The sequence below is a fragment of the Stenotrophomonas sp. 14P6.2.3 genome, assembly GCF_057799055.1.
In genome coordinates this window covers 17,065-36,867 of the sequence record NZ_JBYOLA010000009.1, presented here as the reverse complement: position 1 = coordinate 36,867, position 19,803 = coordinate 17,065, and the positions used below count along the sequence as shown (strand labels likewise).

The following is a 19,803-nucleotide window of genomic DNA, read 5'->3' as shown; positions in this document are numbered from 1 at the left end:
GTGACGATGTGTATCGTCAATGGAAGTCGCGGCTGTGGCTGCGCAGTCCCTGCAGCAGTTCGTCCAGGCAGTGCATGCGCTGCACGATCACATGCTGCACGCCATCCACGCGTTCCAGTCGGCCATCGATCTGCATCAGCTGGGTGTCTACCAGGATGTGGTGCTGGCGGTCGGCCAGATGTCGCCAGACCACGGCGTTGACCATGCCGGTTTCATCTTCCAGGGTAAGGAAGGTGACGCCGCTGGCGGTCTGCGGGCGCTGGCGCATGCGTACCAGGCCGGCGATGCGCACGCGCCGGCCATGGCCGTGGTTGGCCAGCTGCGCGGCATCCAGGCAGCCGCGGGTTCGCAGCTGCGCGCGCAGGAATGACATCGGATGGCGGCCGAGGGTGGTGCCGGTGCTGCGGTAATCGGCCTGCATGTCTTCCCAGGCGCTGGGCAGGGGCAGGGCCACGCGTGCTTCGGCGGTGGCGCGGGCCTGGTCGAACAACGGCAGGCGGTTCTCCACGCCGGAAATATCCCAGCGTGCACGGTGGCGATGGCCGCTGAGGCCGCGCAGGGCGCCGGCATCGGCAAGCAGGCCCTGCTGGCGGCGATCCAGTGCGGTGCGCTGGCAGAGGTCGCCGACATCGTCGAATGGGCGCCGCGCACGTTCGCGCATGATGGCCTGCGCGGCCGGTTCGCTGCAGCCATCGACCAGGCGCAGGCCGAGGCGGATTGCCGCGGCGCCTTTGCCGAAGTCCAGCGTGCAGTCCCAGTCGCTGTGGCGCACGTCCACCGGCAGTACCGTGATGCCATGCCGGCGCGCATCCTGCAGCAGCTGGTCGGGGCTGTAGAAGCCCAGCGGTTGGCTGTTGATCAGGCTGGCGGCGAACGCGGCCGGATGATGGCACTTCAGCCAGCAGCTGGCATAGGTGAGCAGGGCGAAGCTGGCGGCGTGGCTTTCGGGAAATCCGTAATCGCCGAAACCCTTGATCTGCTCGAACAGGTGCTCGCCGTATTCAAGGCTGAAACCATTTTTCAGCATGCCGGTCAGCAGCTTTTCGCGATGGGGCTCCAGGCCGCCACGACGCTTCCACGCGGCCATCGAGCGGCGCAGGGCATCGGCTTCACCGGCGGTGTAGTTGGCCGCATCCACCGCCAGCTGCATCACCTGTTCCTGGAACAAGGGCACACCGAGCGTGCGGGCAAATACGCGCTCCAACCGGGCGGGATAGAGTGGATTGTCCGGATCGTTCAACGCATCCGGCCCTTGTTCGCGCAGGATCCGCCGACGTTCCAGGTAGGGGTGGACCATGTCGCCCTGGATCGGGCCGGGGCGCACGATTGCTACCTCGATCACCAGGTCATAGAAATTGCGCGGTTGCATGCGTGGCAGCATCGCCATCTGCGCGCGCGACTCGATCTGGAACACGCCGATGGTGTCGGCGGCGCAGATCATGTCGTAGGTCCTGGCATCTTTGGAAGGAATGGCATCCATCCGCCCTGCATGCAGGCCATGCTGCTGCAGCATCGCCAGGCATTTGCGGATGGCGGTGAGCATGCCCAGCGCCAGGCAGTCGACCTTCATCAGGCCGGTGGCGTCCAGGTCGTCCTTGTCCCACTGGATGACGGTGCGGTCGGCCATCGCCGCGTTCTCCACCGGCACCAGCGTCGACAGCGGGTGTTCGGAAATCACGAAGCCACCCGGATGCTGCGACAGGTGGCGCGGGAAATCGATCAGCTCGGCGGTCAATGCCAGCAGCCGTCGCATCAACGGTGTTTCCGGATCGAAGCCGCGCTCGCGCAGGGTTTCCGGCAGTGGGATGTTGCCGCCCCAATGATCCATTGCCGCACCCAGCTCGTTGACCTGGTCCATCGGCAGGCCCAGCGCACGGGCGACATCGCGGATCGCGCTGCGCCCACGGTAGCTGATCGCCACCGCAGTCAACGCGGCACGCTCGCGGCCATAGCGGTTGAACACGTACTGCAGCACTTCCTCGCGGCGCTCGTGCTCGAAGTCGATGTCGATGTCCGGTGGTTCATCACGCTCTGCGGAAATGAAGCGCTCGAACAGCAGGTTGCTGCGCGCCGGGTCGATCTCGGTCACGCCCAGCACGAAACACACCGCCGAATTGGCAGCCGAGCCACGGCCCTGGCAGAGGATGTCCTGGCTGCGGGCAAAGCGCACGATGTCCTGCACGGTGAGGAAATAGGAGGCGTACTGCTTCTGCTTGATCAGCGCCAGTTCGTGCTCGATCTGCTTGCGCTGGGCTGGCTCGATGCCCTTCTTCCAACGCCACGGAATGCCGCGCTCGACCAGCACGCGCAGCCAGCTGTCCGGGTCGTGGCCTTCGGGTACCAGTTCGCGCGGGTAGGTGTATTTCAGCTGGTCCAGGGTGAAGTGGCAGCGTTCGGCGATGCGCAGGGTTTCAGCCAGCAGTTCGGGTGGATACAGCTGGGCCAGTGCGGTGCGTGGGCGCAGATGGCGCTCGCCATTGGCAAACAGCCGCCAGCCGGCCTCGGCCACGCTGCAGCGGTGGCGGATCGCAGTCAGCGTGTCCTGCAGGGCGCGGCGCCGGCGCACGTGCATGTGCACGTCACCACTGGCGACCAGTGGCAGCTGGTGGCGTTCGCCGAAAGCCTGCAACTGCTGCAGCCGGCGCGTGTCGTCGTGTTCGTGATGCAGCTCCACCGCCAGCCACAGGCGCTGCGGAAAACAACGGCGCAGCAGTTCCAGTTCGGTGGCCGCCGGTTGCCGGTCCAGCCACAGGCACAGCAGGCCCTCGGGGAGCTCATGCAGATCCTCGCGCAGGCAGCGGTATTCGCCCTTGGCCGCCCGCCGACGGCAGGTGGTGATCAGCTGGCACAGCCCGGCATAGGCCGCCTGGTCGGTGCACAGCAGGGCCAGTTTCGGCCCGTCCTCGACCTGGAATTCGGCGCCGACGATCAGTGCCACGCCGTGTGTCTTCGCCGCCTGCCAGGCACGCACGATGCCGGCCAACGAGCATTCGTCGGTGATCGCCAGTGCGCGATAGCCCTGTCCGGCAGCGCGTGCGAACAGCTCCTCGGCGATGGAGGCGCCACGCTGGAAACTGAAGGCCGACAGGCAATGCAGCTCGGCGTACCCGGGCAGGTCGGTGTGCATGGGGATCAGCCGAACCAGCCGTGCAGCATCCATGGTGCATGCGGATCATTGCGCGTGCGGAAGGCCCAACCACGCTGGCCCTGCGCGGTTTCCACCACGTAATAGTCGCGGCGCGCATCAGCCTGGTCCCACCAGCCCGATTCGATCCGCTCCGGCCCGGCGACGATACGCAGGCGCGGATCGCGCAGCGGCTGCGGCGTATCCAGCAGCCAGCCGGGGCGCAGCGGCCACCAGGCAGGTGGCTTGGCCGGCGGTTGGGTGCCGCTGGCACGTTCAGGGCGGTGGTCGGCCTGCACGGCCAGTGGCTGCACGGCGTCATCGCCAAGGCGGGCACGCAGGCGCTCGCGCAGCTGCGTCCATGGCATTGCCTGCGCCGGGCGCGTGTCGAACAGATCGCGTGCGGCCGGCACGAACGGCGGCAGCTGCTCGGCCTGCAGGCGCAACGCACGGCTGCCGGCGGGCAGGGCGAAGGCTTCCATGCGGTTGCGCGCGATCTCGAACAGCAGCGCCGCATCACGTTCGGGGGCCAGCAGGCCGATGGTCAGTACGCTGGCCGGCAGCAGGTCGTGTTCGAAATGGAGGTCGAAACGCTGCACGCCGCCATCGCGCGAACACAGGAACGCGGCCAGGTCCAGCAGCAGGCGCCGCAGCGGGAACAGCAGGGCCTGGCTGGATTCGATCTCGTATTCGAATTCGATGCGCGCATCGAACCGGTCCGGCGGCTGGTAATAGCGCAACGGCGCGCTGCCCAGGCCGCGCACGGCATCCAGCTGCTGCAGCACCTCGGGGGCGAAGCGGCGGGCCAGGCTTTCGCGTGGCAGATCGAAGGCCGCGCCCAGCGTGCGCAGGCCGGAGCGTGCCAGTACGGTCACCGCATCAACGGGCAGGCCACTACGTGCCAGTGGCAGCTGCGCCAGTGCGGCGGGCAGTTGCTGCGCATCGATGCCAAGGCCATCGTGCACATTGGCCAGCACGCGCGCGGCATGCGGGTTGGGGGCGGCGACCAGGCGATGGCGGAAGCCCAGTTCGTGCAGGCCGTGGCGCAGGCGTTGTTCGATCGTCAGCCAATCGCCGAACAGGGCACGGCTGGCACCGATCTCCAGCACCAGCGCATGCGGAAAATCGAGGCTGACCAGCGAACTGGTGGCATACAGCCAGCTGGCCAGCAACTGCCGGGTGTGCTGTTCGGCGCTGGGATCGTAGTCGTGCAGCTGCAGGTCCTGCACCAGCACCTGCGCGGCCGACAGCAGCATGCCCGGGCGCAGCCCCGCTGCCCGCGCGGCAGGGCTGACCGCACGCAGCACACGACGCTGCGCCGGCCCCTGCAGCAGCACCAGCGGCCGCTGCGGATCCGGCTGCAGGCGCAGCACGCTGTCCAGCGCCAGCTGCGGCAACAACAGGCAGGCCCAGTGCATGGCGCGGCCTCAGTGGGCGATGGCCAGCGGCAACGGCTGCGCCGGTGGCAGCCCGCCGCGGCACTTCAACACCCGCACCTGGCCGTGGTCGAGCTGCAGGCGCAGGCTGGCCGGGGAGGGGTTGCGGGCGGCGCGGGCCTCGCGGAACACGAAACCCAGGCACTGGCCGCTGTCGGCAGCAACCTGCAGGCGACGCAGGGCGCGATCGTCGGCCTGCTGCGGCCAGCACAGCACGGCGGCGCAGGCAGCAGAGCGCAGGCACTGCTCGGTCGCCCACAGGGCCTGCTTTGGTGTGGCGTGGATGATCTGCAGCTGGGCCAGGTCGAGCCCGGCAGCGGCCCATGCCGGGGCATGCGGGCGGTAGGGCGGGGCGACCAGCACGATCGGCCGTTCGCGCTGGCTCAGTTTCGCCAGCGCCGGCCAGACCAGGGCCAGTTCGCCGACCCCGGGAGCGGCCTGCAGCACTTCGCACAGCCCGCTGGCCGGCCAGCCACCGCCGGGCAGGCGCGCGTCCAGCGCCGGGTGGCCACTGGCCAGATGGTCGCTGGCCTGGCCCTGGCGTGCCGGCCCGCGCCAGACCTGGCGGCCGTCCAGCAGGCGGTCGAGGGCGACGACGGCGCCCATCAGCCGGTCCTCCGAGAGAGGCGCCGGGCTGGCAGGAAGCGACAGGAGTGGGCGGAAACGGCAGGCATGGAACGAGTATCGACAGGCCGGTATCAGGGGCTGAGACCGGACATGCTACTCGGCTTGTGAGTAATATTACTAATGAAATCGGAGGGTGAGGTTTCAGCTTGCTGAAGGAGGTAAGGCATCCACGCATGGCGTGGATCTACTGGAGAATGGGGGCCTGGCCACAGTAGATCCACGCCATGCGTGGATGGGGGAAATGCGGTACCGACCAAGGTCGGCACCGCCGGATCCTGGCCCGGCGCTATCGGGTCACGGGCGGACCGGCAGGGCCACCGGGCGCAGCGGGGCGGCGTCGCCACCGCGGATCTTCAGCGGGCCACCGATGAAGGCGAACTCGTAGACCTTGTCGCGGGCCAGTTCATCCAGCGCCACCAGTTCGATGATCGGCGCGCCCTGCTGCGCCAGCAGGTAGGTGTGCAGCGGCACGTAGTCGTCCGACACTTCAGAAGGGAAGGTCTCGAAGCTGAGGTTGTCGGCGCCGACGATCATCGCGCCGCTGTCCTCGACCAGGAAACGCGCCGCATCCAGGCCCATGCCCGGCGGGTTGGCCATGTAGGCCCTGGGCTGTTCGAACAGGCGCATGCGACCGGTGCGGATCAGCACGATGTCGCCCTGCTGCAACTGCACGTGCTGGCGCGCCAGCGCATCCTTCAGGTCCTGGCGGGTGACGCGGTAGCTGTCCGGCAGCATGTCCATGCCCTTGGCGCCGGCCACGTCGATCAGCACGCCACGGGCGATCAGCGGCGGGAACTTCTCGATGCCGGTGACGTTCCAGCCGCGGTCGCCGAGGTGCTTGTCGGCCTCGAAGCCATTCCAGATCTTTCCATGGATGCCGAAGTGGTTCAGCGCATCGATGTGGGTACCGGTGTGGCTGTACATCGAGAACGCGGTGCCGGTGTAGCTGCGGGTGAGGTTCATCGTCTCGCCCACGCCCATCGGGTCGTCCATCACTGTGCCGCGCGGGGTGTGGGTCATCCAGAACTGGTAGTGCGGGTCGCCGGCATCCTGCCAGCTAGGCATGCCGACGTAGTACTCGGTAGCCAGATCGTAGGCCTTGCCGCCGCTGACCCGCGACAGGATCGCCGCGCGCGAGGCCTCGGTGATCAGGTTGAGGCGGCCGATCTCGTCCTTCGGCCCCCAGGGGCTGGTGCCGACCTGCTGGCCGGAAGGAACGCGTTCGTGTGCGGATACGGGAATGCTGACGGCGGCGCCGGCCAGCAGCAGGGCCAGGGCGGTGCCCAGGGTACGTGGGGTCATGGGAAATCTCCTTGCAGGGTGGGGAAACGGTGCGGCTCAGGCCGCGACCAGCGGCGCCAGGGCCTGGCGCAGTTGCGGCAGCGGCAGGGTCTGCAGGCGCAGGCCGTGGCCGGTGATGACGGTGGGAATGGAGCGGATGCCGAGCGCGGCAGCTTCAGCGCGGTCGGCCTGCACGCGCTGGCGCACCTCATCGCTGCGCATCCGGTCGGCGAAGACGCCACGCCGATGACCCAGGTGTTCGGCGATATCGAGCAGCACTTCGGCATCGCCGATGTTGCGGTGCTGGTGCAGGTGTGCCCACTGCACGGCATCGAACATCGCGCCGTGCGCGTCGTTGCCGCCGAGCATGCCGGCGGCCTGGCAGGCCAGTGCGCCGAGCCATCCGGAGGGATACTCGAAGTCCTGTGCGCGCATGCCTTCGATGTCGATGCGCGCGCTGTCTTCATGCGCGGCGCAGTCGGCCCAGTGGCGCAGGATGATGGCCTTGGCGCGCGGCATCGAGCCGAACACCTCGACCATCTGCGCGCGCGAGTCCTGCAGCACGAAGCTGCGGTGGCGCACCTGGATGCCGAGTTCGGCCGAGACCTGCTGCAGGCGCGGGGCCAGCACGAAGCACCAGCCGCAGACTACGTCATGGAAGAAATCGACCACCGGTGCAGTGGTGGTCAGTAAAGGAGAGGCGATCATCGGCCTGCCGTCCGTGAGAGGGGAGGCGGCAGAGTAGGCAGCGCCGCCGGGCCGAAACAGCACGCGGCGGGCAGCTCAGTTTTCGCTGGCGGTTACGAATCCAGGCCGGCGCAGGTGGGCAGCTCGGCGTGCAGGAAATCGATGAAGGCGCGTACCTTCGGTTGCAGGTGGCGCGCGGTGGGGTAGACCGCGTAGACGAACCGCGGCGGATAGCGATGGTCGGGCAGCACCTGCTGCAGCTCGCCGCTGGCCAGTGCCGGTGCGGCCAGGAACGAGGGCAGCGCACCGATACCGACGCCGGCGACCAGCAGGTCACGCAGCAACAGGCTGTTGTTGGCGGTGACCCGTGTCGGCAGGGTCACCGTGACCTGGCCATCGGGGCCGAGCAGCGGCCAGCTGCGGGGTGAATCGGACAGGCTGTAGCCGAGCACGCTGTGCGCCTGCAGTTCCTCCACCACCTGCGGTGCCGGATGGTGCTGCAGGTAGGACGGCGCCGCGCACAGCACCTGCTGCAGCGACGCCAGGCGGCGTGCGACCAGCCGCGAATCTTCCAGCTCGGCGCGGATGCGCAGGGATACGTCGAAGCCTTCGCCGACCGCATCGAGCAGCCGGTCTTCCATCACCAGGTCGAGCGCAAGCTGCGGATGCTGCTGCAGGAAACGTGGCAGCAGCGGCGACAGCGTGCTCAGCGCGAACGACTGCGGTGCATTGACGCGCAGGCGTCCGCTCACTTCACCGCGCTGCTGGGCGATGCCGCGCTCCAGTGCGTCCAGCTCATCGAGCAGGCGGCAGCATTCGCGGTAATAGGCATGGCCGGTTTCGGTCAGGCTCATGCGGCGGGTGGTCCGCTGCAGCAGCACCACGCCCAGGTGCGTTTCCAGCGTGCGCAGCTGCTTGCTCAGCCCTGCTGGCGACAGGCCCAGGTCTTCGGCGGCGCGGGCCAGGCTGCCGCGTTCGACGATGCGGCGGAAGGCACGCATCAAGGTGAAGGAGTCCATGCCGGTCCCGGCCGCGATGAGGCCGCCATTGTAGATCCACGCCATGCGTGGATGGACGACGCGAGGTGTTGCGCCGTTTGTTCAAGCCGACAGTCTGTACGCCCCGCCAACATGCAGGCCCCTCACTTCCCGGGTTGCCCATGAAGCACTGGATGCTCCGCCTGTATGCCCCGTTGTTCCTGCTGGGTTTTGTTGCTGCCGCCATCGGCTGGGTCGGTCACCATCACGGTGATCCGCTGTGGCTGCTTGCCTTGCTGGCTGTGGCCATCACGGTGTCGTTCGCTGCCGAGCGGATGTGGCCATACGACCCGGCGTTCAACCACGACCATGGCGACCGCCTGCGTGACGTCCTGCATGCGCTGGTCAATGAAAGCCTGAACCTGCTGTCGATCGCCACAGTGCCGCTGCTGGCGGCGATCGTGCCCTGGCACATCTGGCCGATGCAGTGGCCATTCGCGCTGCAGGTGCTGGTGGCGATCATCGCGGCTGACCTTGGCATCACCCTGGCCCACTACGCCAGCCATCGCATCGGCTGGTTGTGGCGGCTGCATGCGGTGCATCACAGCGTAACCCGCATGTACGGTTTCAATGGATTGATGAAACACCCGCTGCACCAGGCCGCCGAAGCAGTGGGTGGCGTATTGCCGCTGCTGTTGCTGGGAATGCCGATGCCGGTGGCCGCAGTGCTGGCGTTTGCCATTGCGATCCAGTTGCTGCTGCAGCATTCCAACGTGGACATGCGCCCGGGTGTGCTGGGCAGGGTGATGGCATGGGCGCCGCTGCATCGTTTCCACCACATCCGCTATGGCACTGCGGGCGACGTCAATTTCGGTTTGTTCCTGACCGTGTGGGACCAACTGCTGGGAACGGCGTTCGATGCGCCGGGCTATCGGCTGGGGCAGCGTGATCTGGGTATCGGCAGCCAGCCGGACTATCCGCAGGCGTATTCCGCACAACTGCTGGCGCCCTTCCGCGAGCTGCCGCATGGCGATGTGCCGGAGCTGCCGGAGGGGCTGCGCAGGCGCGGTTGACCGGTGCGTCAGGCCGCGTGCAGCTGCAGGCCCTGCAGTTGCGCGGCGCCGATGCCGAACATGCGGCGCAGGCTGCGCGAGAGGTGGGGCAGGTCGGCGAAACCGGCGGCATGCGCGCTGTCGGTCAGGCTGTGCCCGCGCAGATGATGCGCCAGTGCGCTGCGCAGCCGTTGCCACAGCACCCAGCCGCGCAGGGTCACGGCCAAGTCGGACTGGAAGCGCCGATGCAGCTGGCTGGTCGACAGATGCGCGGCCTCGGCGATATCGGCGGCCGGCACCGGGCCGGGCAGGTGCTGGGTGATGCGGGCCAGCGCCGCCTGCACGCGACGGTCCAGGGGCTGCGGTCGGCTCAGCCGTGGCAGCCATTCGTGCAGCTGCGCGGCATTGCCTGGCAACGACTGAAGGTGCTGCTGGATCTGATCGAGGTCGGCATGCGCCGGTTCGAGGAACACCGTGCAGCCGTCAGTGGGAGCCGACAGGATCGCGTGTGGCTGGAAGGAGGTCAGCCATAACCGCTGGCCCTGCTGCCGCGCGCCATCGATCTCGATCTGCCAGGGCGCGCCTTCGCTCAGCAGCAGTTGATGGGCGTAGTGCGCATGCGCAGCGCTGTCACCGGCGTGGCCCTGCAGCACGGCAACGTGTGCATCCAGCAGCAGGGTGCCATTCCAGGGCAGAGCGGGGGAGGACATGGTGGGATTGTAGATCCACGCCATGCGTGGATGGCGCAGGTAGAGCAGTAGATCCACGCCATGCGTGGATAGCGGTCATGGTGCCGCACGGCTCCGGGTGCAAGGCATCCACGCATGGCGTGGATCTACTGAGGTGGGGCCGCCACCTCAGCGCCCCTGCGGGTCCGGCCGATGGTGCACGTACTCGACCACGGTGCCGTCGGGATGCACCGCATTGAACGCCGCACCGGTGGGCACTACCTGCAGCGGGAAGATGATCTCGGCGCCAGCGGCCACCAGCTTGTCGTGATACGGGCGAACGTCGTCGACCAGCAACGTGCCCGTGGTCGAAGTGAAGGGCGCCAGCGCCTCGTCGCAGCCTTCGATCAGCAGGAACGCACCGACCATCGCCAGGCGCAGCCCCGCCTCGGGAAACGGAAAGCCGGCATCGGCGACCACACCCTGCAGCTGCTCGTAGAAGGCCACGCTGCGTTCCAGCTCCTCTGGGGCGACGAATACCCGGATCAGCACGCGCGGGCTGCGCTGGCTGGATGTGTCACAGCGGTCGCGCCAGAGATGGTCGAAGTCGCGATGTACGGTCATGGGCTCGATTCGTCGCCGGGGAGATCCATTATCGGCAGCGTCGTGCAGCCCGTTGATGACCGCCGGTGATGGGCTGATAACCATAGCGCAGGTGGCGCCTGTGACTTAGGTCCTGTTGACAGCGATGAACGCCCTCGCACACTCTTCACATGATGGGTCGCCCTGCGCGGCCCGGACAGGCAGGTTGTCACGCACGGGAGGAGGGTCCCGCGCGCAGACCGGCCCGTCCTCTGGCCTGCAAGGCGTTGCCCGGCAACGCATACGCGGCATGACGCTGCACCCTTCGGCGGCACTTTCCCTGGACCGATTGCCTTGGCAACGGAATTACGCCCGCCGATGAAAACGTTTACAAAGCCGCTCGCCCTGTCCCTGGCCCTGTCTGCCGTACTGGCCACCCCGGCCTGGGCCGACTCCGCCGCCTTCACCGTGCTGACCCTGGAGCAGGCGCCGACAGCGGACGCGATGCCGGCCCTGGCTGCCCAGTTGAAGACCCTGCAGGTGGACGCGGTCAGCGTTCGCCAGGTACAGCGCGGCATCGGCCAGGTCGACCCGCTGCAGCTGCTGGCCGATGGCCTGGGCTACCAGTACCGCTTCATCGCCGCCGGCAAGGACGATGGCCAGACCCAGCAGGGCCAGGCCGTGTTGACCAGGCTGCCGATCGCCGCCGAATCCGGCCCGGACCAGCCGGGCCTGAACTATCTGCGTCTGGATGACGGCCGCCATGCGGTGGCGGTCTATACCGACGCTGGCGCTGGAGCCACGCAGTTGCCGGCGTTGGTGTCGCGTTCGCGGCTCGGCGCGCCGGCGGTGCTGCTCGGTGCGGTGGCCGGTGAATCGGCCAAGGCCGCCGGCTTCGACCCGGCACGCGTGGCCCTGGAAGCCGATGCCAGCTATTTCAGCGATGGTTTCCAGGCTGCCAGCAGTGCGCCGTTCAAGGTGGAAGGCAGCACGCTGCGCGCGACCCTGTTGACGCTGGCTTATGCCGCCGACAAGGGCGGCGAGCAGCCGTGGATGGACACCACGCTCACCGCTGATGCGCGCGCTGCGCTGCTGCTGAAGGCGATGACCGAGGACGAGAAGTTCCAGATGCTGCACAGCTACTTCGGGCTGGGCAAGGATGGCGGCAAGCTGCCGGAAGGCGCGGTGGGCTCGGCCGGTTTCGTGCCGGGCGTGGCGCGCTTGGGCATTCCGTCGCAGCAATCGGCCGACGCCGGCGTGGGCGTGACCAATCCGGGGGGGATCCGCCCGGGTGATTTCGCCACGGCGATGCCGTCGGGCCCGTCCACGGCGTCCACCTGGAACCGTGGTGTTGCCTTTGCCGGTGGCGCAACGATGGGTCGCGAAGCCTGGCAGCAGCGCTTCAACATCCTGCTGTCCGGCAGCGTCAACCTGCAGCGTGACCCGCGCAACGGCCGCAACTTCGAATACGCCGGTGAAGACCCGCTGCTGGCCGGTTCGATGGTCGGTGCGCTGATCCAGGGCGTGCAGAGCCAGCACGTGATCTCCTCGATGAAGCACTTCGCGCTGAACGACATGGAGACCCGCCGCAACTTCCACGACGTGCGCATCGGCGAGCAGGCCATGCACGAATCGGACCTGCTGGCGTTCGAGATCGCGCTGGAAGCCGGTCGTCCGGGCGTGGCGATGTGTTCCTACAACAAGATCAATGGCACCTACGGCTGCGAGAACGGCTACCTGATGAACCAGGTGCTGAAGCAGGAGTGGAAATTCCCCGGTTTCGTGATGTCCGACTGGGGCGGCGTGCACAGCGGTTCGAAGGCGGCGCTGGCCGGCCTGGACCAGCAGTCGGCCGGTGAAGTGTTCGATGCGGCAGTGTTCTTCGATGAGCCGCTGCGTCTGGCCGTGCACGGCGGCGTAGTGCCGCAGGTGCGCCTGAACGACATGGTGGCGCGCATCCTGCGCACGATGTTCCTGCACGGCAACTTCGACAACCCGCCGCAGCACCAGAAGGTCGACGCCGAGGCCGGTTTCGCCGTGGCCCAGCGCACGGTGGAAGAAGGCAGCGTGCTGCTGCGCAATGAAGGCAGCCTGCTGCCGCTGGCCGACAGCGCCAAGCGCATCGTCATCATCGGTGGCCATGCCGACAAGGGCGTGATCGGTGGCGGTGGTTCGTCGATGGTGGGCGTTACTGCCAAGGGCACCAATGCGGTGCCGGGCGTGCTGCCGACCACCTGGCCGGGCCCGGTGATCTTCCACCCGTCCTCGCCGTTGGAATCGCTGCGTGCCGCGCGTCCGGATGCCACCATCACCTATGTGGACGGCACCAATGCTGCCGCTGCGGCCAAGGCTGCCGCACAGGCGGATGTGGCCATCGTGTTTGCTACCCAGTGGGCCGCCGAATCGGTGGACCTGCCGGACATGCAGTTGCCGGACAACCAGGATGCGCTGATTTCAGCGGTGGCCAAGGCCAACCCGAAGACCGTGCTGGTGCTGGAGACCAATGGCCCGGTGCGCACGCCGTGGCTGGCACAGGTGCCGGCGGTGCTGCAGGCCTGGTACCCGGGCATCCGCGGCGGTGAAGGCATTGCCGCACTGCTGACCGGCCAGGCCAATCCGTCCGGCCGCCTGCCGGTGACCTGGGTGGTGGACGAATCGCAGCTGCCGCGCCCGCACATCGATGGCCTCGGTTTCAAGCCGGCCAAGCCGTTCGGCGATGTGTTCGATTTCGATATCGAAGGCGCCAACGTCGGCTACAAGTGGATGGCGGCCAAGGGCCTGACCCCGACCTTCGCGTTCGGCCACGGCCTGTCCTACACCTCGTTCGCCTATGAAAACCTGAAGGTGAGCGTGGAAGGCTCGCGTCTGGTCGCCAGCGTCGACATCCGCAATACCGGCAAGCGCGCTGGCGCCGACGTCGCCCAGCTGTACCTGAAGCTGCCCGCCGGCAGCACCACGCCGATCCGCTTGATCGGCTACGACAAGGTCGAACTGCAGCCGGGCGAGCAGCGCCGCATCCGCATCGAAGCCGAGCCGAAGACCCTGGCCCATTACGATGCACAGGCCCGCCAGTGGAAGATCGATGGCGGCACCTACCAGGTGCAGCTGTCGCGCAATGCTGCCGAGCCGTTGCAGACGGTGGACGTGCAGCTGGTGGAGCAGGTGCTGCGCTGATACGGCGGGTTGTTGATGCTTGAAGACACGGCCCCGCAAGGGGCCGTGAAAAAAGGGGACGGAGGGGATTAAGTCGTTTATGCCACAAACGACTTAATCCCCTCCGTCCCCTTTTCATGTTCCAAACCACACGCGCAGGAAATCGATCAGCTGCCGCACCTTCGGCGATGGCTGCGTGCTGTGCGGGTATACCGCGTACACGCTCTGCTGCGGAAAGCGGTGCTGGCGCAGAACGGGCCGCAGGCGGTCGTGGGCGAGATCGTCTTCGATCAGCCAGCGTGGCAGCACGGTGACGCCTGCACCGGCAAGGGCAAACGCACGCAGGCTGCTGGCCCCATCCACGCGTACCACTGCGTTGCCCGGGTTGGTGGCGAACAGGGCATCGCTGCCATCCGGTGCGACCACCGGCACATCGGCCAGGCGCGGATAGCCGAGGCGGGGCAGGGTGCTCAACTGTGCCGGATCGTCCGCCGCTTCAGCGGACCCCAGGCGGGCCAGCAATGCCGGCGCGGCGACTGCGCACAACGGATGCCGCTCCAGCTCGCTGGCATGCAGTCCCGAGTCCGGCAGGCGGCCAAGGCGGATCGCCAGGTCGAAGCGTTCGGGAATCAGGTCGGCCGGTGCGGGCGACGTCGACAGATGCAGCACCAGCGCTGGATGCTGCGTGCGGAAGGCTTCCAGTGCCGGAATCAGCCGCAGCTGCGCGTACTCCGGGGTGGTGGTCAGGCGCAGCATGCCCTGCAGCTGATGCTGGTCGCGGCGTGCGGCATCGATCGCGGCCTGCGCGGCATCCAGTGCCTGCACGCAGTGCTGCAGGAACTGTTCGCCGGCCTCGGTCAGCGCCAGGTGGCGGGTACTGCGCAAAAGCAGGGTCACCCCCAGCTCCTGCTCCAGCCGCTTCAGGTTGAAGCTGACAACGGCACGGCTCAGGCCCAGGCGCTCGGCGGCGGCAGTCAGGCTGCCGGCCTCGACCACGGCGCGGAAGATATCGAAGCGATCGAGGCTGACCATGGTGGCTTATTGTCAAAGCAGATTTGACAGTGTTGCAGCTGTCGTCGTGTTTTTCCAACAACGCCGGTCCGCCATGCTGGCGCCTTCGCTGCTGGAGCCTGCTGATGCCTTCCCCGCGCCTGCGCCATGAGGCGATCTTCCTGCTGGTGTTCGCCCTGGACCTGGTCAACATGTTCATCGCCACGGTGGCCTATCCGGCGCTGGCGGCCGAGCTGCATGCGGACGTCGGTACCCTGGCCTGGGTGGGCACCGCCTACATGCTGGGCCTGAGCGTGGTGATTCCGCTGGCACCGTGGCTGGCCGCGCGCTGCGGTGAGCGTCGCCTGCTGCTGGTTGCCTTGTTGCTGTTCGCGGTGGCCGCGGGCCTGGCCGGCGCCGCACCGTCCATTGGCTGGCTGCTGGGCTGGCGGTTGCTGCAGGGGCTGGCCGGTGGCCTGCTGATTCCGGTGGCGCAGGCGGCGGCGTACCGGCAGTGCACGCCTGAACAACGCGGTGCGCTGACCCGGCGCATCCTGCTGGTGGCGTTGCTGGTGCCGGCACTGGCACCGGCCCTTGGCGGCCTGCTGGTGCAGTGGCTGTCCTGGCGCGGCGTGCTGTGGGCCAGCCTGCCGCTGGCGGTGCTGGCGATCGCCCTGGTGCTGGCGTGGATGCCGGCTGATGGCCGGCGCAGTGCGCCGCGCCTGCAAGGCTATGCGTTGACCACCGCGATGTCTGCGCTGGGCGCGTTGCTGCTGGCGCTGACCTGGCTGGGTGAGCCCGGCCATCGCTTCGCCGGTGCAGGGTTGCTGCTGCTGGCGACAGTGCTGGCTGTCGCTCATCTACGCCATGCGCGCCGGCAGCCGCAGCCGCTGCTGCGCTGGTCGCTGCTGTCCCATCGAGGCCTGCGCATGGCGATGCTGGTCTATCTGGCGGTGCCGGGTGTGTTCATCGGTAGCCAGCTGGCCAGCACCCTGCAGTTGAACCACGCCGGTTACAGCGCTGCGCAGATCGGCGCCCTGATGCTGCCGTGGGCGCTGGCCTCGGCACTGGCGATCACCGGCAGCCGGCGATTGCTGGCGCGCGTCGGGCCGGGCACGGTACTGCGGCTGGGCATGGTCCTGCAGGCCAGCGGTCTGCTGCTGATGGCGCTGCAATCACAGCCACCGTTCGTGCTGGCCGCCATGCTGTTCGCCTTGATGGGTGCGGGTGGCAGCCTGTGCAGCAGCACCGCGCAGACGCTGGCGTTCCATGGTGTGGACGCCGAGGCGCTGGGCGATGCCAGTGCGCTGTGGAACCTCAACCGCCAGCTCAGCTTCTGCCTGGGTACCGCCGCCATCGCCCTGCTGCTGGCCTTGGCCATGCAGTGGTGGCCGGCGCATGCCACCGGCATGGCGCTGGGACTGGCCGCCGTACTCACCCTGTTGCCGCTGGCGCTGCTGCACCGCGCGCAGCTGCATTCCCTTTCCACGACGGAGACCGCTTGATGGACATGACCGCCGAACACGAAATCCACCTTCTGCACGACAAGCTGCAGGCCTGGTTCCGCGCGGGGATCGCGGCCGATGCACTGGACGATCTGATGGCGCATTTCTGCGCGGACTTCAGCATGGTCGGCATTGCCGGACGCAGGTTGGACCGGAGTGCAGTGCAGGCGCTGTTCGCGGGTGGCCACGGTGCGCGACCTGGGCTGCAGATCGCCGTCGAGGCTGTGCAGGCGGTCGACGCCCCGTCGCCGCTGGCAGTGCTGCGCTATCGCGAGGGGCATGCCGTAGGCGCGGGCGAACCCACATGGCGGGAATCGCTGGCGGTGCTGCGGCAGGAAGACGGGCGCTGGCGCTGGCTGGCGTTGCATGAAGTGCCGGTGACGTGATGGATCCGCCGGGCATGGCCAGGCGCTATCGTGGTTGTCCGCGAACGGGTAGCGCCGGGCAATGCCCGGCGAGCGCAGCGGCAGCGGCCCGCACATGTGCCATCAGTCCTGCCTGTAAACGCCGCAGAATGCAAAGCAGGCACGCGCTTTGCCGCGTGCTACGGGAGTAGGCTGGGGTCTTTCCTGCCGGGAGGTGATGTCCATGCGTGTGCGTGCCGTTGCTGTTGCCGTAGCCCTGAGCCTGTCCAGCACCGTGCTGGCCGCCGACACGCCGCCGATGACCCCGGACATCAGCGGAAAACCCTTCGTCGCTCCCGATGTGGGCCGCGACTACGACAAGCGCGTGGTGATGGTGCCGATGCGCGATGGCACCAGGCTGTATACGGTGATCGTGGTGCCCAAGGGTGCCCACAACGCGCCGATCCTGTTGACCCGCACACCGTACGACGCCGCCGGCCGCGCCAGCCGCAGCGATTCTCCGCGCATGCGCGATCTGCTGCCGCAGGGCGATGAAGTGTTCGTCGATGGCGGCTACATCCGCGTGTTCCAGGATATCCGTGGCAAGTTCGGTTCCGAGGGCGATTACGTGATGACCCGGCCGCTGCGCGGGCCGCTGAACGGTACCAAGGTCGATCATTCCACCGATGCGTGGGACACCATCGATTGGCTGGTCAAGCATGTGCCGGAAACCAATGGCAAGGTCGGCATGCTCGGCTCGTCGTATGAAGGCTTTACCGTGGTGATGGCGCTGACCGATCCGCACCCGGCACTGAAGGTGGCAGCGCCACAGAGCCCGATGGTCGATGGCTGGATGGGCGACGACTGGCTCAACTACGGCGCCTTCCGTCAGGTCAATTTCAACTACTTCGCGATGCAGACCGAGAAGCGGGGCAAGGGCACGCCGCTGCCGTCGCTGGGCTACGACGATTACAGCACCTTCCTGCGCATCGGCTCGGCCGGCGACTACGCGCGTTTCACCGGTGTGGACCAGCTGACCTGGTGGAAGAAGCTGGTGCAGCACCCTGCATACGATGCGTTCTGGCAGGGCCAGGCGCTGGACGCGGTGATGGCGAAGACGCCGCTGAAGGTGCCGACCATGTGGCTGCAGGGCCTGTGGGACCAGGAAGACATGTGGGGTGCCAACCATGCCTACCAGGCGATGGAAGGGCGCGATACCGGCAACACCCACAACTACCTGGTGATGGGACCGTGGCGGCACAGCCAGGTGAACTATGACGGCAGCCAGTTGGGGGCGCTGAAGTTCGACGGCGATACCGCGCTGCAGTTCCGCCGCGACGTGCTCAAGCCGTTCTTCGACCAGTACCTGGTGGACGGCGCGCCGAAGGCCGATACGCCACCGGTGCTGGTCTACAACACCGGTGAAAACCACTGGGACCGCCTGCAGGGCTGGCCGCGCAGCTGCGAGAAGGCGTGCGCGGCAAACAGCAAGCCGCTGTACCTGCGTGCCGGTGGCAAGCTGGCGTTCCAGGCACCGGCGACGGGCGAGGGCGACTTCGAAGAATACGTGTCCGATCCGGCCAAGCCGGTGCCGTTCGTACCGCGGCCGGTGCGCTTCGGCGACCGCGACATGTGGACCACCTGGATGGTCAAGGACCAGCGCTTTGTCGATGGCCGGCCTGACGTGCTGACCTTCATCACCGAGCCGTTGACCGCGCCGCTGCGCATCGGTGGCGCGCCGGTGGTGAACCTGCAGGCGTCCACCAGTGGCACCGACAGCGACTGGGTGGTGAAGCTGATCGACGTCTATCCCGACCAGGAGGCATCGACGCCGGAAATGGGCGGCTATGAGCTGCCGGTGTCACTGGCGATCTTCCGTGGCCGTTACCGCGAGAGCTTCAGCGATCCCAAGGCGCTGGCGGCCAACCAGGTGCTGCCGTACCGCTTCGACCTGCCCAATGCCAACCACACCTTCCAGAAGGGCCATCGGGTGATGGTGCAGGTGCAGTCCAGCCTGTTCCCGCTGTACGACCGCAACCCGCAGACCTACGTGCCCAACATCTACCTGGCCAAGCCGGGTGATTACCGGAAGGCCACGCAGCGGGTGTGGCACAGCGCCGCGCAGGCCAGCTACATCGAGCTGCCGGTGTATTGAGGCGGAGGGGGTGACGCCGGGCATGGCCCGGCGCTACCCGGGGCGGCGCACGATGTTGGTAGCGCCGGGCCATGCCCGGCGTCTGCGATGACGCGAAAGCGTGTCGACCAAGGTCGACACCTACCAGAGCAGATGGGCGTCAGCCGAACTTCGAAGGGCCAGTGCGCCAGCGGCGGGTGTGGTAGTGCCGGCCGCTGGCCGGCGTCTGCGATGACGCGAAAGCGTGTCGACCAAGGTCGACACCTACCAGAGCAGATGGCTTCAGCCGACCTTCGACGGCCCGGTGCGCCAGCGGCTGGGCACCAGCCCGAAGCGCTTGCGGAATGCCGCGGCGAAGTTGCTGGGATGCCGATAGCCGGTTTCCGCAGCGGCCCGCTCCACGCTCCAGCCAGATTCGCGAAGGCCCTGCTCGGCATGACGCATACGCTGTTCGTGCAGGTAGTCGAATACCGAGCAGCCATATTCCTGGACGAAGTGCCGGCGCAGCGCGCTGGGGCTCATGCAGGCCAACTGGGCCAGCTCGACCAGGCTGTGCGCATGGCTGGGGTCATCGTGCAGGAAAGCCCGCACGCGCTCGAGCCGGCTGCGCTGGCCGCTGCGCAGCATGCGCGCGCCTTCAACGTGCAGATCATCGGCCTGCAGGCCCACCGTCAGCAGCTGCAGCGCCACGCCTTCGCGCCAGAGTGCATCCAGATCGTCCTGCCAAGGGCTGTCGAACAACTGCGCGAGGGTCGGCAGCATCGCGTGCGGGATGGCCCAATGGCGGCATTCCAGCGACGCGCGCAGCGCCTGTTGCAGTTGCGGTTGCTGGAACACGTCCGGATCCAGGTCGGCGGGCACCAACAGGCTGATGCCACGCAGGCGCGTATTGCCCGGATGGACGCCGACCATCGCCACATGGTCGCGGTGGCTGGTAGTCACTGCGGTGCCTGCGCGCAGGCTGAAATCACTGCGGTTGGGAACCTGCACGTCGACCTGGCCCTGCAGCATCACGCGGATGACCAGGCCGGGCCTTTCATGCGCTGTGGCGGTATAGGCGATGCGGTTGTGCACATCCGATGCGAGCAGGCTCATTCCCCCGCGCAGGGTCTGTTCGTGCAGGTCGCCATGGCCGGCCCACTGTTCTTCGCGCAGGTGGCTTGGATCGGCACGGTAGTCATAGCCGTGTCGCTGGCCAAAACGGCGGTAATCGGCAAACGTGAAATATCGGGACATCGCTCGG

The 19,803-nt window shown here is 67.6% G+C and carries 15 protein-coding genes; 5 read left to right on the top strand and 10 right to left on the bottom strand.

All coding sequences use genetic code 11. The features are described 5' to 3' along the window. Window positions 1-16: 16 nt before the first annotated feature. The 6 genes from AC27VL_RS09245 to AC27VL_RS09220 form a co-directional block, all read right to left on the bottom strand. Window positions 17-3,127, bottom strand: a complete 3,111-nt coding sequence (locus AC27VL_RS09245; protein WP_488766102.1) for an error-prone DNA polymerase — start codon at window positions 3,125-3,127, stop codon at window positions 17-19. Between the two features lie 5 nt (window positions 3,128-3,132). Next, entirely contained in the window at window positions 3,133-4,542 is a 1,410-nt protein-coding gene (locus AC27VL_RS09240; RefSeq protein ID WP_100552800.1) for a Y-family DNA polymerase, read from the bottom strand. A 9-nt stretch (window positions 4,543-4,551) separates the two neighbouring features. Next, window positions 4,552-5,166, bottom strand: coding sequence for a translesion DNA synthesis-associated protein ImuA (imuA, locus tag AC27VL_RS09235; protein ID WP_100552799.1), 615 nt, complete (start codon window positions 5,164-5,166; stop codon window positions 4,552-4,554). Between the two features lie 315 nt (window positions 5,167-5,481). Further along, window positions 5,482-6,489, bottom strand: a complete 1,008-nt coding sequence (locus tag AC27VL_RS09230) for a cyclase family protein (protein ID WP_089235963.1) — start codon at window positions 6,487-6,489, stop codon at window positions 5,482-5,484. A 36-nt stretch (window positions 6,490-6,525) separates the two neighbouring features. Continuing rightward, a complete protein-coding gene (locus tag AC27VL_RS09225) occupies window positions 6,526-7,176 on the bottom strand; it encodes a DsbA family oxidoreductase (protein WP_488766101.1) in 651 nt (216 codons plus the stop codon). A gap of 92 nt (window positions 7,177-7,268) precedes the next feature. Beyond that, window positions 7,269-8,219, bottom strand: a complete 951-nt coding sequence (locus AC27VL_RS09220; protein ID WP_488766100.1) for a LysR family transcriptional regulator — start codon at window positions 8,217-8,219, stop codon at window positions 7,269-7,271. Between the two features lie 107 nt (window positions 8,220-8,326). Here AC27VL_RS09220 and AC27VL_RS09215 point away from each other — a divergent pair, with 107 nt between their 5' ends. Continuing rightward, the gene (locus tag AC27VL_RS09215; RefSeq protein WP_488766099.1) at window positions 8,327-9,205 is read left to right on the top strand and encodes a sterol desaturase family protein; all 879 of its coding nucleotides are present in this window, start codon (window positions 8,327-8,329) and stop codon (window positions 9,203-9,205) included. Window positions 9,206-9,213: 8 nt separating this feature from the next. Here AC27VL_RS09215 and AC27VL_RS09210 read toward each other — a convergent pair whose 3' ends face one another. Then, a complete protein-coding gene (locus tag AC27VL_RS09210) occupies window positions 9,214-9,918 on the bottom strand; it encodes a helix-turn-helix domain-containing protein (RefSeq protein ID WP_488766186.1) in 705 nt (234 codons plus the stop codon). A 123-nt stretch (window positions 9,919-10,041) separates the two neighbouring features. Further along, entirely contained in the window at window positions 10,042-10,476 is a 435-nt protein-coding gene (locus tag AC27VL_RS09205) for a VOC family protein (RefSeq protein WP_488766098.1), read from the bottom strand. A gap of 336 nt (window positions 10,477-10,812) precedes the next feature. Between AC27VL_RS09205 and AC27VL_RS09200 the strand changes: the two genes are divergently transcribed. Then, window positions 10,813-13,608: a beta-glucosidase family protein gene (locus tag AC27VL_RS09200; RefSeq protein WP_488766097.1), complete on the top strand. Its 2,796-nt coding sequence runs from the start codon at window positions 10,813-10,815 to the stop codon at window positions 13,606-13,608. A 114-nt stretch (window positions 13,609-13,722) separates the two neighbouring features. Here AC27VL_RS09200 and AC27VL_RS09195 read toward each other — a convergent pair whose 3' ends face one another. Beyond that, window positions 13,723-14,619 (bottom strand): LysR family transcriptional regulator, encoded by an 897-nt coding sequence (locus tag AC27VL_RS09195; RefSeq protein ID WP_488766096.1) that lies wholly within the window; start codon window positions 14,617-14,619, stop codon window positions 13,723-13,725. A 104-nt stretch (window positions 14,620-14,723) separates the two neighbouring features. Between AC27VL_RS09195 and AC27VL_RS09190 the strand changes: the two genes are divergently transcribed. From AC27VL_RS09190 to AC27VL_RS09180, 3 genes are all read left to right on the top strand, one after another. Further along, window positions 14,724-16,082 carry an MFS transporter gene (locus tag AC27VL_RS09190; RefSeq protein ID WP_488766095.1) on the top strand — a complete coding sequence of 453 codons (1,359 nt, stop codon included), beginning with the start codon at window positions 14,724-14,726 and terminating at the stop codon, window positions 16,080-16,082. Beyond that, entirely contained in the window at window positions 16,082-16,468 is a 387-nt protein-coding gene (locus AC27VL_RS09185) for a DUF4440 domain-containing protein (protein ID WP_375070237.1), read from the top strand. The genes AC27VL_RS09190 and AC27VL_RS09185 overlap by 1 nt, the downstream gene beginning before the upstream one ends. A gap of 202 nt (window positions 16,469-16,670) precedes the next feature. Beyond that, complete coding sequence (locus AC27VL_RS09180; RefSeq protein ID WP_488766094.1) at window positions 16,671-18,581, top strand: CocE/NonD family hydrolase; 1,911 nt, start codon at window positions 16,671-16,673, stop codon at window positions 18,579-18,581. 261 nt (window positions 18,582-18,842) lie between these two features. On the opposite strand, the gene AC27VL_RS09175 is transcribed toward AC27VL_RS09180, so the two are convergent. Further along, window positions 18,843-19,796, bottom strand: coding sequence for a helix-turn-helix transcriptional regulator (locus AC27VL_RS09175; protein WP_488766093.1), 954 nt, complete (start codon window positions 19,794-19,796; stop codon window positions 18,843-18,845). Window positions 19,797-19,803 lie beyond the last annotated feature (7 nt).

What these genes read in the sequence shown, in the direction of transcription:
- AC27VL_RS09245 (WP_488766102.1), bottom strand. Translation starts at nt 3,127, where the DNA reads ATGCACACCGACCTGCCCGGGTACGCCGAGCTGCATTGCCTGTCGGCC.
- AC27VL_RS09240 (WP_100552800.1), bottom strand. Translation starts at nt 4,542, where the DNA reads ATGCACTGGGCCTGCCTGTTGTTGCCGCAGCTGGCGCTGGACAGCGTG.
- imuA (WP_100552799.1), bottom strand. Translation starts at nt 5,166, where the DNA reads ATGGGCGCCGTCGTCGCCCTCGACCGCCTGCTGGACGGCCGCCAGGTC.
- AC27VL_RS09230 (WP_089235963.1), bottom strand. Translation starts at nt 6,489, where the DNA reads ATGACCCCACGTACCCTGGGCACCGCCCTGGCCCTGCTGCTGGCCGGC.
- AC27VL_RS09225 (WP_488766101.1), bottom strand. Translation starts at nt 7,176, where the DNA reads ATGATCGCCTCTCCTTTACTGACCACCACTGCACCGGTGGTCGATTTC.
- AC27VL_RS09220 (WP_488766100.1), bottom strand. Translation starts at nt 8,219, where the DNA reads ATGGCGTGGATCTACAATGGCGGCCTCATCGCGGCCGGGACCGGCATG.
- AC27VL_RS09215 (WP_488766099.1), top strand. Translation starts at nt 8,327, where the DNA reads ATGCTCCGCCTGTATGCCCCGTTGTTCCTGCTGGGTTTTGTTGCTGCC.
- AC27VL_RS09210 (WP_488766186.1), bottom strand. Translation starts at nt 9,918, where the DNA reads ATGGCGTGGATCTACAATCCCACCATGTCCTCCCCCGCTCTGCCCTGG.
- AC27VL_RS09205 (WP_488766098.1), bottom strand. Translation starts at nt 10,476, where the DNA reads ATGACCGTACATCGCGACTTCGACCATCTCTGGCGCGACCGCTGTGAC.
- AC27VL_RS09200 (WP_488766097.1), top strand. Translation starts at nt 10,813, where the DNA reads ATGAAAACGTTTACAAAGCCGCTCGCCCTGTCCCTGGCCCTGTCTGCC.
- AC27VL_RS09195 (WP_488766096.1), bottom strand. Translation starts at nt 14,619, where the DNA reads ATGGTCAGCCTCGATCGCTTCGATATCTTCCGCGCCGTGGTCGAGGCC.
- AC27VL_RS09190 (WP_488766095.1), top strand. Translation starts at nt 14,724, where the DNA reads ATGCCTTCCCCGCGCCTGCGCCATGAGGCGATCTTCCTGCTGGTGTTC.
- AC27VL_RS09185 (WP_375070237.1), top strand. Translation starts at nt 16,082, where the DNA reads ATGGACATGACCGCCGAACACGAAATCCACCTTCTGCACGACAAGCTG.
- AC27VL_RS09180 (WP_488766094.1), top strand. Translation starts at nt 16,671, where the DNA reads ATGCGTGTGCGTGCCGTTGCTGTTGCCGTAGCCCTGAGCCTGTCCAGC.
- AC27VL_RS09175 (WP_488766093.1), bottom strand. Translation starts at nt 19,796, where the DNA reads ATGTCCCGATATTTCACGTTTGCCGATTACCGCCGTTTTGGCCAGCGA.